A 15726-nucleotide genomic window follows, 5' to 3' on the forward strand; every position below is an offset into this window, starting at 1 on the left:
CGTGCCATGACAGCCGCCTCAAACTTATCTGGAGCGCCTGCTGATGCAGGTCCCCTCTCCCGCACCCGGGAGAGGGAGCAAGAGCACATTAAAGGAACATCATGAGCAAACAAATCCAGGAAGCCTATATCGTCGCCGCCACGCGCACGCCCATAGGGCGCTCGCACCGGGGCTTTTTCCGCAACACCCGTCCCGACGACCTGCTGGTCAAGGCCCTGCAGGCCGCGTTGGCGCAAGTGCCTTCGCTGGACCCCAAGGCCATTGAAGACATCATCTGCGGCTGCGCGATTCCCGAGGGCCCGCAAGGCCTGAACGTGGCGCGCATCGGCGCCGTGCTGGCCGGCCTGCCCACCAGTGTGGGCGGCATCACCGTCAACCGCTTTTGCGCCTCGGGCCTGTCGGCCGTGCAGATGGCGGCTGACCGCATCCGTGTCGGCGAGGCCGACGTGATGATTGCCGCCGGCACCGAGAGCATGAGCATGGTGCCCATGTCGGGCAACTCGCCCTCGCTGTCGCCCGCCATGTTTGCCAATGACGAGAACATCGGCATTGCCTACGGCATGGGCCTGACCGCCGAGAAGGTGGCACAGCAGTGGAAGGTCTCGCGTGAGGCGCAGGACCAGTTTGCCTATGAGTCCCACATGAAGGCGCTCAAGGCGCAACAGGCCGGCGAGTTCGCCAATGAAATCACCCCCGTCGAAGTGACCGACCGTACGGCCGACCTGGAGACCGGCGAAGTCATCGCCAAAACCCGTACCGTGAGCCTGGACGAAGGTGCGCGACCCGACACCACCGTCGAAGGCTTGTCCAAACTCAAGACGGTATTCGCGGCGCGCGGCTCGGTGACGGCGGGCAACAGCTCGCAAACCTCCGACGGCGCCGGTGCGCTCGTCCTGGCCAGCGAAAAAGCCGTCAAGGAATTCGGCCTCAAGCCGCTCGCCCGTTTCGTGAGCTACGCCGCCAAGGGCGTGCCGCCGGCCATCATGGGCATAGGCCCGATCGAAGCCATTCCCGCGGCGCTGCGCTATGCGGGCCTGAAGCAGGACGACATCGACTGGATCGAGTTGAACGAAGCCTTTGCCGCGCAGTCGCTGGCGGTCATCAACACGCTGGGCTTGAATGCCGCCAAGGTCAACCCCATGGGCGGCGCGATTGCGCTGGGCCACCCGCTGGGCGCCACCGGCGCCGTCCGCGCCGCGACCGTGATCCATGCATTGCACCGCCACCAACTCAGGTACGGCATGGTGACCATGTGCGTGGGCATGGGGCAGGGCGCCGCCGGCATCTTCGAACGGGTGTAGGGCTGCTGCACGAACCTCATGTTGCGTTGGTCCGATGGAGTGGTATCCCGTCACAAAGACGACTGCCTGAACTACCTGGCCGCACACTACGATCATGACGATACATCCCTTTGACCAGGCCCTGCAGCTTGAAGCCGCGGGCAGCGACCGGCCCGACACCTGGCTGGGCCACAGCAGCCCCGACTACTGGAACATGGTCGGCCCGTTTGGCGGCACCACGGCAGCCACCGCGCTGCGCGCTATCCTGCTGCACCCGGCCCTGCTGGGCGAGCCGATTGCGCTCACGGTGAATTACGCCGCGGCCATGGCCGAAGGGCCGTTTGCCGTGACTGCCAAACCGGTGCGCACCAACCGCTCCACCCAGCACTGGACGGTGGAGTTGTCGCAGGCCGACACCTCGGGTGCTGAAGGCGTGGTGATGACGGCGACGGCGGTGACCGCCGCGCGACGCGAAACCTGGAACGTGAACGATACGCCCATGCCTTCCGTGCGGTTTTCGGATTCATCGGCCCGGCTCCGGTTTTCAGCGTCGGCATGGACGAACCGCTACGACCTGCGCCCGGTGCGCGGCGCCATCCCGCAGGTGTGGGATGGCAGCGGCCAGGGCGGTGAAGAAGGCAGCCTGACCCAGCTCTGGGTGCGCGACGAGCCACCGCGCCCGCTGGACTTTGCTTCGCTGGCCGCCATGGCCGATGTGTTTTATCCGCGTGTCTGGCTGCGCCGCGCCACGCGGGTGCCCGCAGGAACGGTCTCCATCACCACCTACTTTCATGCAGACAGCCGGCAACTGGCGCAAAGCGGCATGGGCCATTTATTCGGCCAGGCCAAGGCCCAGGCCTTTCGCAACGGCTTTTTTGACCAGACCGCGCAGCTGTGGAATGAAGCGGGGGCGCTGCTGGCCACGAGCAGCCAGATCGTTTACTACAAGGAGTAGGCCTGCCGTCTTGGATCTGGCCGGGCACTTCCCGCGGCGCCTACACTTGCCTAAACTTGGTCTTTCAACACTGAAATCATCATGAGCACATCCACCTCTGCAGACATCCTCAGCCACGTTGACGCAGGCGTCATGACCCTCACGCTGAACCGCGTGGACAAGAAGAACTCCATCACCGCCGCCATGTACGACGCCCTGGCCGATGCGCTGGAGGCGGCCAACCACGACGCTGCCGTGCGCGTGGTGGTGATCCAGGGCCATGAAAGCATTTTCTCGGCCGGCAACGACATCGGCGATTTTTTGAACAAGCCGCCCTCCACGCCCGACTCACCGGTGTTCCGCTTTCTGCGCGGCATCAGCAGCTTCCCCAAGCCCCTCGTGGCTGCGGTGTGCGGCCCGGCGGTCGGCATAGGCACGACAATGCTGCTGCACTGCGACCTGGTGTATGCGGGCGACAACGCGGCGTTTTCCATGCCCTTCGTCAACCTGGGCCTGTGCCCCGAGGCCGCGTCCAGTTTTCTGGTGCCGCAATTGATGGGCTACCCGCGCGCCGCCGAAGCCCTGCTGCTGGGCGAGCCCTTCATGGCCGAGACCGCGCTGGAGATCGGGCTGATCAACCGTATCGTGCCGCCGACCGAGGTCAACGCGCTGGCGCAAAGGCAGGCCCAGAAGCTGGCGGCCAAGCCGCTGAGCGCGCTGATGGAAACCAAGCGCCTCATGAAAAAAGGCCATGCCGGCATCGTCGCCGAACGCATGGCCGAAGAAGGTGCGAGCTTTGGCCGCATGCTGCAGGAGCCCGCAGCCCGTGAAGCCTTCACCGCCTTCATGGAAAAGCGCCGCCCGGATTTTTCCCAGGTTTAACGGCGCTTTCGCAAAAAACGCCGGCCAGACTTTTCCAAAACATAAGAGCGTTTTCTATAAAAACGCCGTCCGGACTTCAGCAAGGTCTGAAGTACGCGTCCGAAGGACGATCCACGAAGTGGGACGGCACTTTCGCTAAAAGCGCCGCCCGGATTTTCCCGGGTTTGAGGATAAAAGATGCTGCCAGCACAGTCAGAATAAGCGCAGGGTGCTATTGAATTAATAGCGTTTGGTGCGCGTCGTGTGCAAGACAAGACACTACGCCTCCATGGGCTGCACGGGCGGCTCACAGCTGGAATGCCAGCCACCGGATCAGGCCCTCGGAAATTTCACGCACCACGCCCGGTGGCTGCGCGCGGTAGAGCGTCGCGCCGGCCCGCTGCCTTTCGATCCAGTGAGCGAAACGATGGACGTCAGCGGATTCGAAAAAGGCAACCATCATCTCGTAGTTGAGGAACAGGCTGCGTTCATCGAGGTTGGCCGATCCCGCCAGCGCGAGTTCGTTGTCCACGGCGACGGCCTTGGCATGGATCATTCCATCGAGCAGCCACACCCGGGCGCCCGCCGCCGACATTTCGCGCAGCGCTGCCGGGCGCGCCAGATCGGCCAGCCGGTGGTTGGAGCGGCGCGGCAGCACCAGGTCCACGGCAATCCCGCGCCTTGCGGCCAGCGTCAGCGCCATCAGCAAGGTGGCGTCGGGCACGAAATAAGGGGTGACCGCCATGATGCGTGCTTGCGCGGTGAAGCAACTGGAAACGAGCAGCGAATACAGCGTGTCATCAGCCTGGTCCGGGCCGCTGGCGATCAGCTGCGCTCCCGCCGCAGGGCAAGCCGGTGCCGGGGTTTGCGGATGGGGCGCATCGCTGCGGGGTGCTTGTGTCGCGAAGTCCCAGTCCTGATCGAATTGCGCCCGGGCCTGGCGGGCAAGGTCGCCCCGCAAGTCAAAGCTCAAATCGATCCATGGTGCGTTTTGAGAATGGGAGGCTGGGTCGCCGACAAAGTACTCGGCGGCAAGATTGCGGCCGCCGGACCACAGCCTGTGGTCATCGGCAATCACCATCTTGCGGTGATTGCGCAGATTGGTTCGGCCGGGCAGCGCGGATCGAAAGGGCGAAACGAAGAGCGCCACCTCCACCCCGGCAGCAGCCAGACGCCTGCGGTCTGGATGCCCGCCCAGGTACACGCCGATGCCGTCAATCATCAGGCGCACCCGCACGCCATCCTGCGCGCGCTGCACCAGCATGTCCGTGACCTCCTTGCCCAGCGCATCGCGTCCCAGAGTGAAGGTGCAGAGGTCCAGGCTGGAGCGCGCCCCGCCTATCACGGAGCGCAGCGCCTGGAGGGCGTCGTGCCCATCCTGATGAATTGCGAGCTGCTGGTAGGAAGCCGCCGGCGGAAGGCCCATGGCCCCCGCGAGATGCTGGAACCTTGCTGCGGACGTGTCGGAGTGCCGGGCTTTGAAGGGCGCTGCTGGCGGGCGCGCCGACGAAGCACGAACGACCTTGCGGCTGCCAAACAGCAGGTACAGCGGAAGCGCCAGGTAGGGTATCAGTGCGAGCGACACGACCCAGGCGATGGCCGCCGAGGGATGACGGCGCTGCCGCCGTGCATGCGACCCGATGACGTAAACGGCAAGGCCCAGCATTGCCACAAGCCCGTGCAAGGCGGGCCAATGCCGGGTCAGAAGTTCAGCGAGCATGGCTGATCCGGGCGCCGTCGGGCTGGCTCAATCTACCCGCACGAAGTCGATGAAGCCGCGCTCCACGTTGGTGGCCACAAGTTTGACACGGATCTTTTCTCCAACCTCCAGGCCGGCCACGCCCTCCACCAGCTTGCCCTCGGCATGCGGTGAAAAAATCCGTACCCAGACGCCTTTGGCCGCATTGCCGGTCACGATGGCGTCAAAGTGCTGGCCGAGGCGCGACTCGAGCACCAGCGCCGCCTCGGACTTGCGCATTTGCCGCTCCACTTTCTGGGCCGCGTCCTCCTGCTGGCTGCAGTGCAGGGCCAGCTTTCCGAGTTCGACGTCCGGGTAGGGCGGCGGCTTGCCGGTCAACGCTGCCTTCATGAGCCGCGAGGTGACCAGGTCGGGAAAGCGCCGGTTCGGGGCGGTGGCGTGCGTGTAGTTGCGCACGGCCAGGCCGAAGTGGCCTATGGGCGTGCTGCCGGGCGTCTCCACCACATACTCGCCCGAGCCCATGAGCTTCACAATGACGAGCGACAGATCGGGAAAGCGCAGCGGGTCCGCCTTGCGGCGCCTGGCCAGAAAAGCCGCCAGCGCCTGGGCATCGGGCTCGGCCGGCAGCGATTCACCGTAGTTTTTCGCCACCCCCGCGATACGCAGCCAGCGCTCCGGCGAGCGCACCACTCGGCGCAGCGATGCGCGGCCTTGCGCGGCCAGAAAGCGCGCGTTGCAGCCGTTGGTCGCGATCATGAGCTCCTCGATCAGCTGGCGCGCCCGGTTGTGCGCCTGTTGCCGAATGTCAACCACCTTGTCGCCCTCGAACACGGCACGCGGCTGGAAGGTCTCGAACTCCAGCGCGCCTTCGGTGTGCCGCCGCACACGCAGTTGCTGGGCGAGCGCGTCCTGCGTGCGCAGTTGCGCCGCCATGCCGGGGACGGCCGCGGCCGCGGCGGGCAGTTCGCCTTCGCCTTCGAGCCAGGCGGCGACGGCGTCGTAGGTCAGCTTGGCCTTGTTGCGCACCAGCGCCCGGGACACGCTGGAACTCGCCAGCGCGCCGTCGGCGTTGAAGACCATCCCGGTCACCAGCGCCAGCCGGTCCTCGCCGGCATTGAGTGAAGTCAGGTCGGTGGACAGACGCTCAGGCAGCATGGGGAAGATGCGTGCCGAGGTGTAGACCGAGGTCGTGTTCATGTGGGCGTGGTCATCGATGGGACTTCCCTTTTTGACCAGCACATCCACATCGGCAATGGCCACCAGCATCCTGACGGCGCCATCGGCCAGCGGCTCGCAGACCGTCAGCTGGTCCAGGTCCAGCGAATCGTCGTTGTCGATGGAACACCAGAGCAGTCCGGTGAGGTCCTGAATCTCCGGGCCGGCTTCGTGGCCAGGGCCGGTGATGGCGGCCAGCTGCTGGCGGACGCGGTCCGAAAACTCGGGTTCCAGCCCGCGTTCGGTCATGGCGCCGGTGGCGATGCGGACGAGGTCGGAGCGGTGGTGGTGGCTGGCGTACATCGGCTCACTATACCGCCGCCAGCACAGGTTTCACGCCCGTCGGGCGGCCATTGTTGCGGCTCCGGAAGCCTTGAATGTCATCACTCACTCGCTGCGCCTGCGACTCGCGAAGATAGCGGGCTGAAGATACTCGGTCCTGCGTACCTGCACTGTGCTTTAAGGCTCCGCTAATATGGGTGTGTCATAAATACGCCTTTATGAACCACATTGAAACTCTCAATCGCGCTTTTTTTCTGAAGATCAATGCGGGGCCGGGGACGGCGGCATGGATCATCGACAGAGCGGCCCTTGTGGCCGATGACTTGATTTATCTGATACCGGTGCTGCTGGTCGGGCTCTGGCTGTGGGGCCGCGAGGGCAGGCGCAATCTGGCCCTCAGGGCGGCTCTGGTCGCCATGCTTGGCATCGGCTTGAACCAGCTGATAGGCCTTGCGTGGCCACATCCTCGTCCGTTCGCCATCGGTCTGGGACACACCTGGATAGCGCACGCTGCGGATTCGTCGTTTCCCAGCGACCATATGACCGTCTTCAGCAGTATCGGCATCAGTCTGTTGCTGGGCGGCGAGGTCTGGTTCGGCGTGCTCACGCTGGCAGCGGCTTTGTGTGTGGGGTGGGCGCGTGTTTTTCTGGGCGTGCATTACCCGCTGGACATGCTGGGCGCCATCGGCGTGGCCCTGTTCGCCCACGCTGTCATCGCCAGGCCCTGGCGATCCGGCGGGCCGCGGCTGACGCTTTTTGTGGAAAAAATCTACTGGCGGTTGCTGGCGCTGCCCATACAACAGGGCTGGCTACGCCGCTAAATAGTCACCAAAGCCCGGTAGCCAGGGCAGGGATGAGTCGTTCATGCTGCAGCATCTGATTGCCTGGCTCGGGCGTCTCGGCCAATGGGGCTATCTTGTCATCTTCCTTGGTGCGATGCTGGAATCGGCTGCCTTTATCGGCCTGGTGATTCCCGGTGAAAGCCTGGTGTTGGTGGCCGGCTTTTTTGCGGCCCAGGGATTGCTCGATCTTGATGTTCTGATGGCTGTCGTTGCCCTTGGGGCAGCCGTCGGAGACAGCCTCGGTTATGAAATGGGACGCTGGATGGGGCGGCCAGCGCTGGTGCGCTATGGCGGTCGATTGGGTTTGACCGACACACGGATTCACAGGGCGGATGAATTCTTTGCGCGGCATGGCCGCAAAGCCGTGTTTCTGGGGCGATTCGTCGGCTTCGCCCGGGCCCTGGTGCCCTTTCTGGCCGGCTTGTCCCGGATGGCCTATAGAAAGTTCCTGCCCTATAACGTTGCCGGCGCTGTGCTTTGGGCGTCTGCGGTCACGTTGCTGGGGTACTTTTTGGGGGCCGGCTGGCAAGCCGCCGAGCGGTGGATGGGGCGAGCCAGCACATTGCTGGGCGGCATCGTGGTCTTTGCGCTGTTGCTGGTCTGGCTATGGCGCTGGGCCGCGCATCATGAGGCCTTCATCAAGCACGCCTGGAACGGTTTTATTCAGCGGCCGCGTGTCCATGCGCTGCGCGTCCGCTTTGCCTCACAAATCGCCTTTATCCAGGCCAGGCTGTCCCCTCGCGGTTATCTTGGCCTGCAACTCACGACAGGTGCCCTGGTACTGACTGGCGCCAGCTGGCTGTTCGGCGGTATTGCCGAAGATGTCGTCAGCGGTGATCCGCTGACCCTCGTCGATTGGCGCGTGGCTCAATGGTTCCACGCCCATACCGCACCGCGCTTGACCCAGGCCATGCTGGCGGTGACGCACATCCACGACCCCATCCCCGTCACCGTGGCTGCAATGCTGGTGGCCGTGTATCTGGCCTGGAAGAGGGTCTGGTATTGGTTGATTGCCTTGAGTGTGACCGTACCGTTCGGGATGCTGCTCAATGTCCTCATGAAGTATGCGTTTCATCGTGCCCGTCCGAGTTTCGATGTCCCGCTTCTTGTGCTGACAAGCTATAGCTTCCCCAGCGGTCATGTGGCGGGCGCCACCTTGTTCTATGGCGTGGTTGCTGCGATGCTGGTAGCGAAGATCAAGGCCTGGCGGTGGCGCGTGACGATAGTGCTGGCTGCCATCACGCTGGTGGTGCTGGTGGCGCTGACCCGCATGTATCTTGGCGTCCATTACCTGAGCGATGTGCTGGCCGCTTTTGCGGAGGGCGTCGCATGGCTGACGCTGTGCCTGACAGGACTGCATACCTATTGGGTGCACCGCCTTTCGGGGCCAGGTCAGAAATGAAGGCCTATCGAGCGACCATGATGTCTAGGCGCAGGCACCCCCCGCAGGCATCGACCCTCGCCGCAGGGCGCATTGAAAAAGTCGCCGCCGCTCGCTGAAAGGAATTTGCGGCAGCGGCGGTTTGGCCCTTAAATTTCGAAACGAATGCCTTGCGCCAGCGGCAGGCTGGCCCCGTAGTTGACCGTGTTGGTGGCGCGGCGCATGTAGGCCTTCCAGGCGTCCGAACCCGACTCGCGGCCGCCACCGGTTTCCTTTTCACCGCCGAAAGCACCGCCGATTTCCGCGCCGCTGGTGCCGATGTTGACATTGGCGATGCCGCAGTCGGAGCCGCGCGCCGAGGTAAAGCGTTCGGCCTCGCGCAAGTCCTGGGTGAAGACAGCGGAAGACAAGCCATGCACCACCGCATTGTTCATGGCGATGGCATCGTCGAAGTCGTCATAAGGCACGACGTAGAGGATGGGTGCGAAGGTTTCATGCAGCATGGGCCCGGCTTGCTCGGCCAGCTCCACGATGGCGGGCCGCACATAGTGGGCCGAGCCGGCGCCTTGCTCGCGCTGGCCAAAATGCACCTTGGCACCCAGGCCCTTCGCACCTGTCAGCGCGCCTTGCATGGCCTCAAACGCGCGGCCATCAATCAGCGGGCCGACCAGCGTTCCTTCGGTCAGCGGATTGCCCACCGGCAGGCGCGCGAATACTGCCACCAGGCGTTCCACCAGCGCCGGGTAGATGGAGCGGTGCACGATCAGGCGGCGCAGACTGGTGCAGCGCTGGCCGGCCGTGCCGGCGGCGGCAAAGGCCGCGCCGCGCACCACCAGCTCCAGGTTGGCCGAGGGGCAGACGATGGCGGCATTGTTGCCGCCCAGCTCCAGCAGCGAGCGCTTGAACTGCGCTGCGCAGGCCATCGCCACATTCTTGCCCATGGCGGTGGAGCCGGTCGCGCTGACCAGCTTCACATGGGGGTGGTTCACCAGTGCCTCGCCGATGGCGCGCTCGCCGATCAACAGTTCGCTCAGGCCGTCAGCATCCAGCCCCAGTTCCTTGGCGCTGCGCAGCAGCAGGCCGTTCAGTGCGATGGCCGACAGCGGTGTCTTCTCGGAAGGCTTCCAGGCCAGGGTGTTGCCGCAGACCAGGGCCAGCGCGGCGTTCCAGGCGAACACTGCCATCGGGAAATTGAAGGCCGAGATGATGCCGACCACGCCCACCGGATGCCAGGTCTCCAGCAGCTTGTGATCGGGCCGCTCGCTGGCAATCGTCAGGCCGTAGAGCTGGCGCGACAGGCCGACCGCGAATTCGCAAATGTCTATCACCTCCTGCACCTCGCCCAGGCCCTCCTGCAGGATCTTGCCGGTTTCCAGCGAGATCAGCCGCCCGAGCTCGGGCTTGTGGCGCCGCACGGTTTCACCGAAGGCGCGCACCAGCTCGCCGCGCTTGGGGGCGGGCACATCGCGCCAGCTCAGAAAGCGCTGGTGCGACCGGTTGAGAGCCGCATCGAGTTCGGTAGGGCTTGTCGCCGCGATGCGCGCGAGGCGGCTGCCGTCAATGGGGGTGTGAACATCGATGGCCGCGGTCGCCTTGCTGTCGGTGTCGGCGTTGATGCCCAGTGCCTGGAAAATGGACGAAACGTCGTTGGCATGACTCATGATGAAGTCCTTTCGTAGGGAGCGTGAAATGAATTGTTGGCGGGATAAAGAGCAGTTTATGCCTGCAGGCTGCGCAATCCCCGGCCCAGGCGCAGCGCGCCCTCCCGGAGATCTTCCACAGAGGGATTGGCGAAACTCAGCCGCAGCCGGGCTTGCGCCCTGTTGTGCAGGCTGAATGCCGCGCCCGGCACGGCCAGCACGCGGTGCTTCAGCCCGAAGTCCGTCCAGGCCTGCGTTGACATGAGCGGAAGTTCGCTGCCGAGTTGGGCCCAGACGAACATGCCGCCCCGGGGTTCGCTGAATTCGATCAGCCCATCGCAGTGGCTGTGCAGGGCACCGGCCAGCGCGCTGGCTTTCAAGGCGTAGGCCTGGCGCAGCATGCCCAGGTGGGCAGCAAGGCGGCCCGAGGCCAGCATGGCCGTCAGGGTCAGTTGTTCCAGCGAGCCGCTGTGTACATCGGCCGCCTGCTTGGCCAGCACGATGGCGCGGGCGATGTCGGGCGGTGCGAGCAGCATGCCCAGGCGCAGGGCCGGGGCCACCACCTTGGAATAACTCGTCGTGTAGGCGACCTGCGCCGGCGATCCGGCCTGCTGGTTGAGCTGCGCCAGCGAGGGCGGCGGCGGCTCGCCAAACCAGAGCTCGCCATAAGGGTCGTCTTCGACCAGCGTGACGCCGTGCCGCACGGCAAGTTCCAGCAGCCGCAGGCGCCGCGCCAGCGGCATCACCGCGCCGGTGGGGTTGGCAAAATTGGGCACGATATAAAGGACCTTGGGGCGGGCGGCTGTCAGCACGGCCTCCAGCCGGTCCACATTCATCCCCTGGGCGTCGGCAGGCACTTGCACCAGCTGTGCACCCGCAAAGCGAAAGGCCTGCAGGGCGGCCGGGTAGTTGAAGGGCTCGACGGCGATGCCGGCGCCGGGCTCCATCAGGACGCGCGCCAGTAAATCGATGGCCTGCTGCGAGCCGGTGGTGATCAGCACTTCTTCCATCTGGGCCTGCAGGCCGCGCTGCCGCAGCAGTTCCGCGCTGGCCGCTCGCAGCGCGGGCAGGCCTTCGGTCGCACCGTATTGAAGGCTGCGCCCCTGCACGCCGGAGGCCACTTCCAGCAGGCATTCGCGCAGCCAGTCGGCCGGCAACAGCGCGGGATCGGGGTGCCCGCCGGCCAGCGAAATCATGCCTTCCTGCCCGGCCAGCGCCAGCATGGCGCGAATCGGCGAGCCGCTGGCTTGGGCGTAGAGCGGGCGGATTGGTCCGCTTGCGGCCGTCATGCGGCCATCCCATAGCGCGCGCGGCTGAAGCCGCCGCGTGGCGCCAGTACGTCGACCAGGCGCTGCGCCAGCGCGGCCTGCGAGGGCGGCGTGTAGCGGTCATAAAGGGCCTGCACATGCGGCCCCACGCCATGCTCGGCGGAAAAGCAGCCACCATGTTCTTCGACCGCCAGGCGGTACATCGCGGCACGCGCCTCGTCAAAAGCGCGCGGGTTGAACGCGCAGCCGTGCGGCCACACCAGGTTGAAATGCACGCCGCCGTCGCCCAGGTGGCCAAAATCGGCGATCTCGACCTGCGGCAGGTGCTGCGCCAGCCAGGTGCGCGCACTCGCCACAAAAGGCCAGTACTGTGCGCGGGCAAATGAAAGGTCCAGCCCCAGCACATGGCCGTGCGCACGCAGGCCTTCGCCAATGCCATGGCGGATGCGCCACAGCGCTTCATCGCGGCCGACCACCGCGTCGGCGACCAGGCCGGCTTCCATCTGCGCCTGCAGGAAATTCTCCAGCACCTGCGGCAGGTCCAGCTCGCTGGCGGCCAGCGGGCTCGACAGCTCCAGCAGCACCGCATAGTCGGGTGCGTCGCTGCCAAAAGGCAGCGGGCCCGCAGCGCCATGGGCCACGGCCAGCTGCAGTGCGCGGCGCGAGATGCCTTCGAATGCGGAGACGGTATCGCCCAGCCGCGCACCGGCCGCCGCATAGAGCGGCCACACGGCTTCCTGCGATGCGGGCGCCACCAGGGCGGCCACCCGCTGCGCCGGCAGCGGGTGCAGCTTGATCACGGCCTCGGTGACCACGCCCAAGGCGCCGTTGCTGCCGATGAACAGGTGCTTGAAATCCAGGCCCGCATTGTTCTTCATCCAGGCCGGCTCCAGCTGCAGCACTTCTCCGGCCGGCTCGCCCAGCACCACCGTGAGGCCGAGCGTGTTGGCACGCACGTCGCCATAACGCAGCATGCGCGTGCCGCCCGTGTTGGCGGCCAGCATGCCGCCCATGCTCGGGTCGGCCGAGAGGTCGATGGGAAAGCTCAGGCCTGCATCGTGCAGGCGTTCATTGATTTCCGACAGGCGAAAGCCGGCGCTCACGCGCAGCACCCGGTCCAGCGGGTCCAGCTCAAAGCGCTGGCGCAGCCGGTCGGTGCTCAGCACCACATGGCGCGCGGCATCGCAGGGCGTGGCGCCCAGCACCAGGCCGGTGTGGGCGCCCTGGGTGATCAGGTCAATGCCGCACGCTTGCGCCAGTGCGGCCAGGGCAGACACTTCTTCGGTCGTCGCGGGCTTGACCACCGCCAGCGCCTGCCCCGCGCCATAGCGTGCAGGCTGCAGGTAACGCGGCTCAATGGCGGCGCCGGTGCTGACATATTGGGTGCCTATCAGTGCTGCGGCCTGAGCGGTGAAGCCAGGCGCGTGCGATGCTCCAGTCCCGCTCATTTCGCGGCGGCGGTCATGCCAAAAATGCCGGTGGCGTTGCCGGCATCAAAAGCCAGGTCAAGGCGCGGACCTTGTACCGGGTCGTTGGCTGCGGTGCCCACCGCCAGTTCGGCGCGGGTGATGAATTCATAAAACGAGCCCGGCACCGCACGCGTGACCCGGCCTGCAGGCGTGAGGAATTCGCGCTGCACGGTCGCCGCGCGAAACGCGGTCTGGCGCACGCGGCCGCTGGCCGACACCTCCACTTTGTCCTTGATGGGACGGCCCAGTTCGCGCTGGCGCTCGGCGACCGCATCGACGTCGCTGACGCGGTCGGTGGCGTGGTTGAAGGCATTGCCTTCGGTGGCGATCCAGGCCATTTCAGCGGATTCGGCCAGCAGCAGCTCGTAGTCTTCCAGCGCAAACACGCCATGCTGGCGGGCAAAGCATTGGAGCATCGTCGGCAGCAGCCGCAAGGCCTGTTGCAGTGGCAACTTACCGTCGCGCGCCAGTTGCTCCAGGTCGGCCACGTCCTGTGGGCCCAGCGGGTCGCGCGATGTGGACAGCACCCGCGTGACGGCGCTCTGGAAGGGGGCCGAGAACTGCTCCGGATGCAGTTCCGACACAAAGAATTGCGCAATCTCCTGTGGAAAATCCTCGTGGCAGTAGGCGCGGCCGGTCATCTTCAGGCGTGGCAGGGGGTAGGTGCCTTCCAGCGTGAAACCCAGCGGGCGCAGCAATCGGGTGAACGCCGCTTCGCCGGCCGGCAGCGCGCCGCCGGGCCAGCGCACCGTGCGCAGCGCGCCATGATCGAAGACCACTTGCCGTTGCTGCCCGACCACATCGCTGGCCATGTAGTCCTGCGCCGCGGGTACCCGCTGCAACAAGCCATGGAACAAGGCCATGTTCAGGGCCTGGGCCAGCTCGGCGCGCGTCACCGTGCCGGGCACACCGGACTGCAGAGCGGGATGGACGTACATCTGCTCATGGATTTGTTGTACCGCTTCGGGGGGCAGGCAGCTTTCAAGGAGAGTCTGAAGGTTGGTCATTTGTCAGGGGAGTTTTGGCTTGCAGAAGTGGAATTCTCGGGAAATTCAGGGGCCTGCGCAAAGGATGTATTTCGATGAATGCATGAGATACATTCATGTGATGCGGAGAAAAATTCCTTCCACCCAAGCCTTGTTGGCCTTTGAAGCGGCGGCACATCGCGGCAGTTTCACCTTGGCGGCGCAAGACTTGTCGGTGAGTCAGAGCGCTATCAGTCACCAGATCCTGGGCCTGGAGCAGGACCTCGATGTGAGCCTCTTTCTGCGCCTGCCGCGCCAGCTGGTGTTGACCGACGCCGGGCGCTCGCTGCTGTCGCGCGTCAGTCCCGCGCTGGATGCATTGGAAGCGGCGATTCTGGACCTGGCCTCGTCCAAGGGCGAGGGCGGCACGCTGGAGCTCGGCGTGGTGCCCACCTTTGCGACCAAGTGGCTGATTCCCCGCATGCCCTCCTTCCTCAAGGCGCATCCGCATGTGACGCTGAACCTGTCCACCCGCCTGCTGCCTTTTGACTTTTCGCTGACTGGCCTGGATGCGGCGATTCACTACGGCCGGCCCGACTGGCCCGGCACCGAGTCGGAGTACCTGATGGGCGAGGACAGCGTGGTGGTGTGCAGCCCGTCGCTGATGAAAAAGCGCCAGCTGCGGCGGCCGGCCGACGTGCTGAAGTTCACGCTGATCCACCAGAGCACGCGCCCGCACGCCTGGCGCGACTGGCTGCGCCTGGCCGGCATCGATGACGCGCAAGGTGCCAGTGTTGGCCCGAAGTACGAGTTGTTTTCCATGATCGCCCAGGCCGTCAAGGCGGGGCTGGGGCTGGCCGTGTTGCCGCGCTTTCTGGTGGCCGACGAGATTGCCGACGGTACCCTGGCCGTGCCGTTTGAGCTGTCATTGACGTCCGACTTTGCCTATTACCTGGTCTGGCCCACACAAAAGGCCAATTGGCGCCCCCTGCTGAAACTGCGCCACTGGCTGCGCGAGCAGGCGGCCGCACCGGCGTAAGTGCAGCCGTGCGCAGTCTCAGTCGCTGTCCTGCGGCGCCAGGCTTTGCGCCGGCCGGCGCAGGGTGGTGTCAAAAGGATTGAGCTGCGCGCCAATGGCCGTGGCCTCGCGCTTGAGCAGTTCCACCACCGTCGGCAGGCGGTCGGGGCTGAGCCGTGAGGAAATCGTGCCGACACTGAGCGCGGCCACGGCGCGGCCTTCGCGGTCCAGCACCGGCACGCCGACGCCGGCCATGCCGTCGAGCAGATTGGTGTTGCGCCCGGCATAACCCAGCTCGCGCACGCGTTCGATTTCCGTGCGCAGGTAGACCTCGTCATAGACGCCGTATTCGCGCACCCGCGGCAGGTTGTAGCGGATCACCTCCTCGCGTTCGCGCTCCGGCAGGAATGCCAGGATGGCCAGGCTGCCCTGGCCCATGCCCAGCGCCACCCGGCCGCCGATGTCGCCGGTGAATGAGCGGATCGGAAACGGCCCTTCGCTGCGGTCCAGGCATACCGCATCGAAGCCGCTGCGCACCAGCAGGAAGATGGTGTCGCCCAGGCTGGCGCACAGCCGCAGCATGGACGGGCGGCACAGCGCGCGCAAGTCCATGGAATTGCCGGCCTGCGCGGCCAGCGCAAAAAAATCAATGCTCAGGCGGTAGAGCTTGGAGGGGGCGTCCTGCTCCACGACATGCTCGGCCACCAGGCTTTGCAGCAGGCGGTGGGTGGTGGCCTGCGTCAGGCCGGTGGCCTTTGCAATATGGGTGATGCGCCCGCCCTTGGCCTGGGTGCTGGCCAGCGCCCGGAGGATGGCAAAAGCCCGCTGCACGCTGCTGGAGGCGCTGTCTTCGTCTTTCATGGCATTTCTTT

At 65.5% G+C, this 15726-nt stretch carries 13 protein-coding genes; 6 read left to right on the forward strand and 7 right to left on the reverse strand.

Annotated features, from left to right (window positions below; translation table 11 throughout):
* The first annotated feature begins 101 nt into the window (after positions 1–101).
* From PJE01S_RS01235 to PJE01S_RS01245, 3 genes are all read left to right on the forward strand, one after another.
* Positions 102–1301 carry an acetyl-CoA C-acyltransferase gene (locus tag PJE01S_RS01235; protein WP_068831313.1) on the forward strand — a complete coding sequence of 400 codons (1200 nt, stop codon included), beginning with the start codon at positions 102–104 and terminating at the stop codon, positions 1299–1301.
* 94 nt (positions 1302–1395) lie between these two features.
* Positions 1396–2235: an acyl-CoA thioesterase gene (locus tag PJE01S_RS01240; protein ID WP_068831314.1), complete on the forward strand. Its 840-nt coding sequence runs from the start codon at positions 1396–1398 to the stop codon at positions 2233–2235.
* A gap of 81 nt (positions 2236–2316) precedes the next feature.
* Positions 2317–3096, forward strand: coding sequence for an enoyl-CoA hydratase (locus tag PJE01S_RS01245; protein ID WP_068831315.1), 780 nt, complete (start codon positions 2317–2319; stop codon positions 3094–3096).
* Between the two features lie 286 nt (positions 3097–3382).
* Here the strand turns inward: PJE01S_RS01245 and PJE01S_RS01250 are convergent, their stop codons facing one another.
* Complete coding sequence (locus PJE01S_RS01250; protein ID WP_245660522.1) at positions 3383–4795, reverse strand: phospholipase D-like domain-containing protein; 1413 nt, start codon at positions 4793–4795, stop codon at positions 3383–3385.
* A gap of 27 nt (positions 4796–4822) precedes the next feature.
* A complete protein-coding gene (locus tag PJE01S_RS01255) occupies positions 4823–6292 on the reverse strand; it encodes an RNB domain-containing ribonuclease (protein WP_068831317.1) in 1470 nt (489 codons plus the stop codon).
* 197 nt (positions 6293–6489) lie between these two features.
* Here PJE01S_RS01255 and PJE01S_RS01260 point away from each other — a divergent pair, with 197 nt between their 5' ends.
* Both PJE01S_RS01260 and PJE01S_RS01265 read left to right on the forward strand, forming a co-directional pair.
* Positions 6490–7092, forward strand: coding sequence for a phosphatase PAP2 family protein (locus PJE01S_RS01260; protein ID WP_068831318.1), 603 nt, complete (start codon positions 6490–6492; stop codon positions 7090–7092).
* Positions 7093–7135: 43 nt separating this feature from the next.
* Complete coding sequence (locus tag PJE01S_RS01265) at positions 7136–8515, forward strand: bifunctional DedA family/phosphatase PAP2 family protein (RefSeq protein ID WP_068831319.1); 1380 nt, start codon at positions 7136–7138, stop codon at positions 8513–8515.
* A gap of 128 nt (positions 8516–8643) precedes the next feature.
* Here PJE01S_RS01265 and amaB read toward each other — a convergent pair whose 3' ends face one another.
* The 4 genes from amaB to PJE01S_RS01285 are packed head-to-tail and all read right to left on the reverse strand — an operon-like array spanning position 8644 to position 13878.
* Positions 8644–10155, reverse strand: coding sequence for an L-piperidine-6-carboxylate dehydrogenase (gene amaB / locus PJE01S_RS01270; protein WP_068831320.1), 1512 nt, complete (start codon positions 10153–10155; stop codon positions 8644–8646).
* A gap of 56 nt (positions 10156–10211) precedes the next feature.
* Entirely contained in the window at positions 10212–11423 is a 1212-nt protein-coding gene (locus PJE01S_RS01275) for an aminotransferase-like domain-containing protein (RefSeq protein ID WP_068831321.1), read from the reverse strand.
* Positions 11420–12850: an FAD-binding oxidoreductase gene (locus tag PJE01S_RS01280; protein ID WP_068831322.1), complete on the reverse strand. Its 1431-nt coding sequence runs from the start codon at positions 12848–12850 to the stop codon at positions 11420–11422. The genes PJE01S_RS01275 and PJE01S_RS01280 overlap by 4 nt, the downstream gene beginning before the upstream one ends.
* Positions 12847–13878, reverse strand: coding sequence for a DUF1338 domain-containing protein (locus tag PJE01S_RS01285; RefSeq protein ID WP_084389290.1), 1032 nt, complete (start codon positions 13876–13878; stop codon positions 12847–12849). The genes PJE01S_RS01280 and PJE01S_RS01285 overlap by 4 nt, the downstream gene beginning before the upstream one ends.
* Positions 13879–13960: 82 nt before the next feature.
* Between PJE01S_RS01285 and PJE01S_RS01290 the strand changes: the two genes are divergently transcribed.
* Entirely contained in the window at positions 13961–14875 is a 915-nt protein-coding gene (locus PJE01S_RS01290) for a LysR family transcriptional regulator (RefSeq protein WP_245660524.1), read from the forward strand.
* An 18-nt stretch (positions 14876–14893) separates the two neighbouring features.
* Here the strand turns inward: PJE01S_RS01290 and PJE01S_RS01295 are convergent, their stop codons facing one another.
* On the reverse strand, positions 14894–15715 hold the full coding sequence (locus PJE01S_RS01295; RefSeq protein WP_068831324.1) for an IclR family transcriptional regulator: 822 nt from the start codon (positions 15713–15715) through the stop codon (positions 14894–14896).
* Positions 15716–15726 lie beyond the last annotated feature (11 nt).

This window comes from Polaromonas jejuensis NBRC 106434, assembly GCF_001598235.1.
Classification (GTDB): domain Bacteria; phylum Pseudomonadota; class Gammaproteobacteria; order Burkholderiales; family Burkholderiaceae_C; genus Polaromonas; species Polaromonas jejuensis.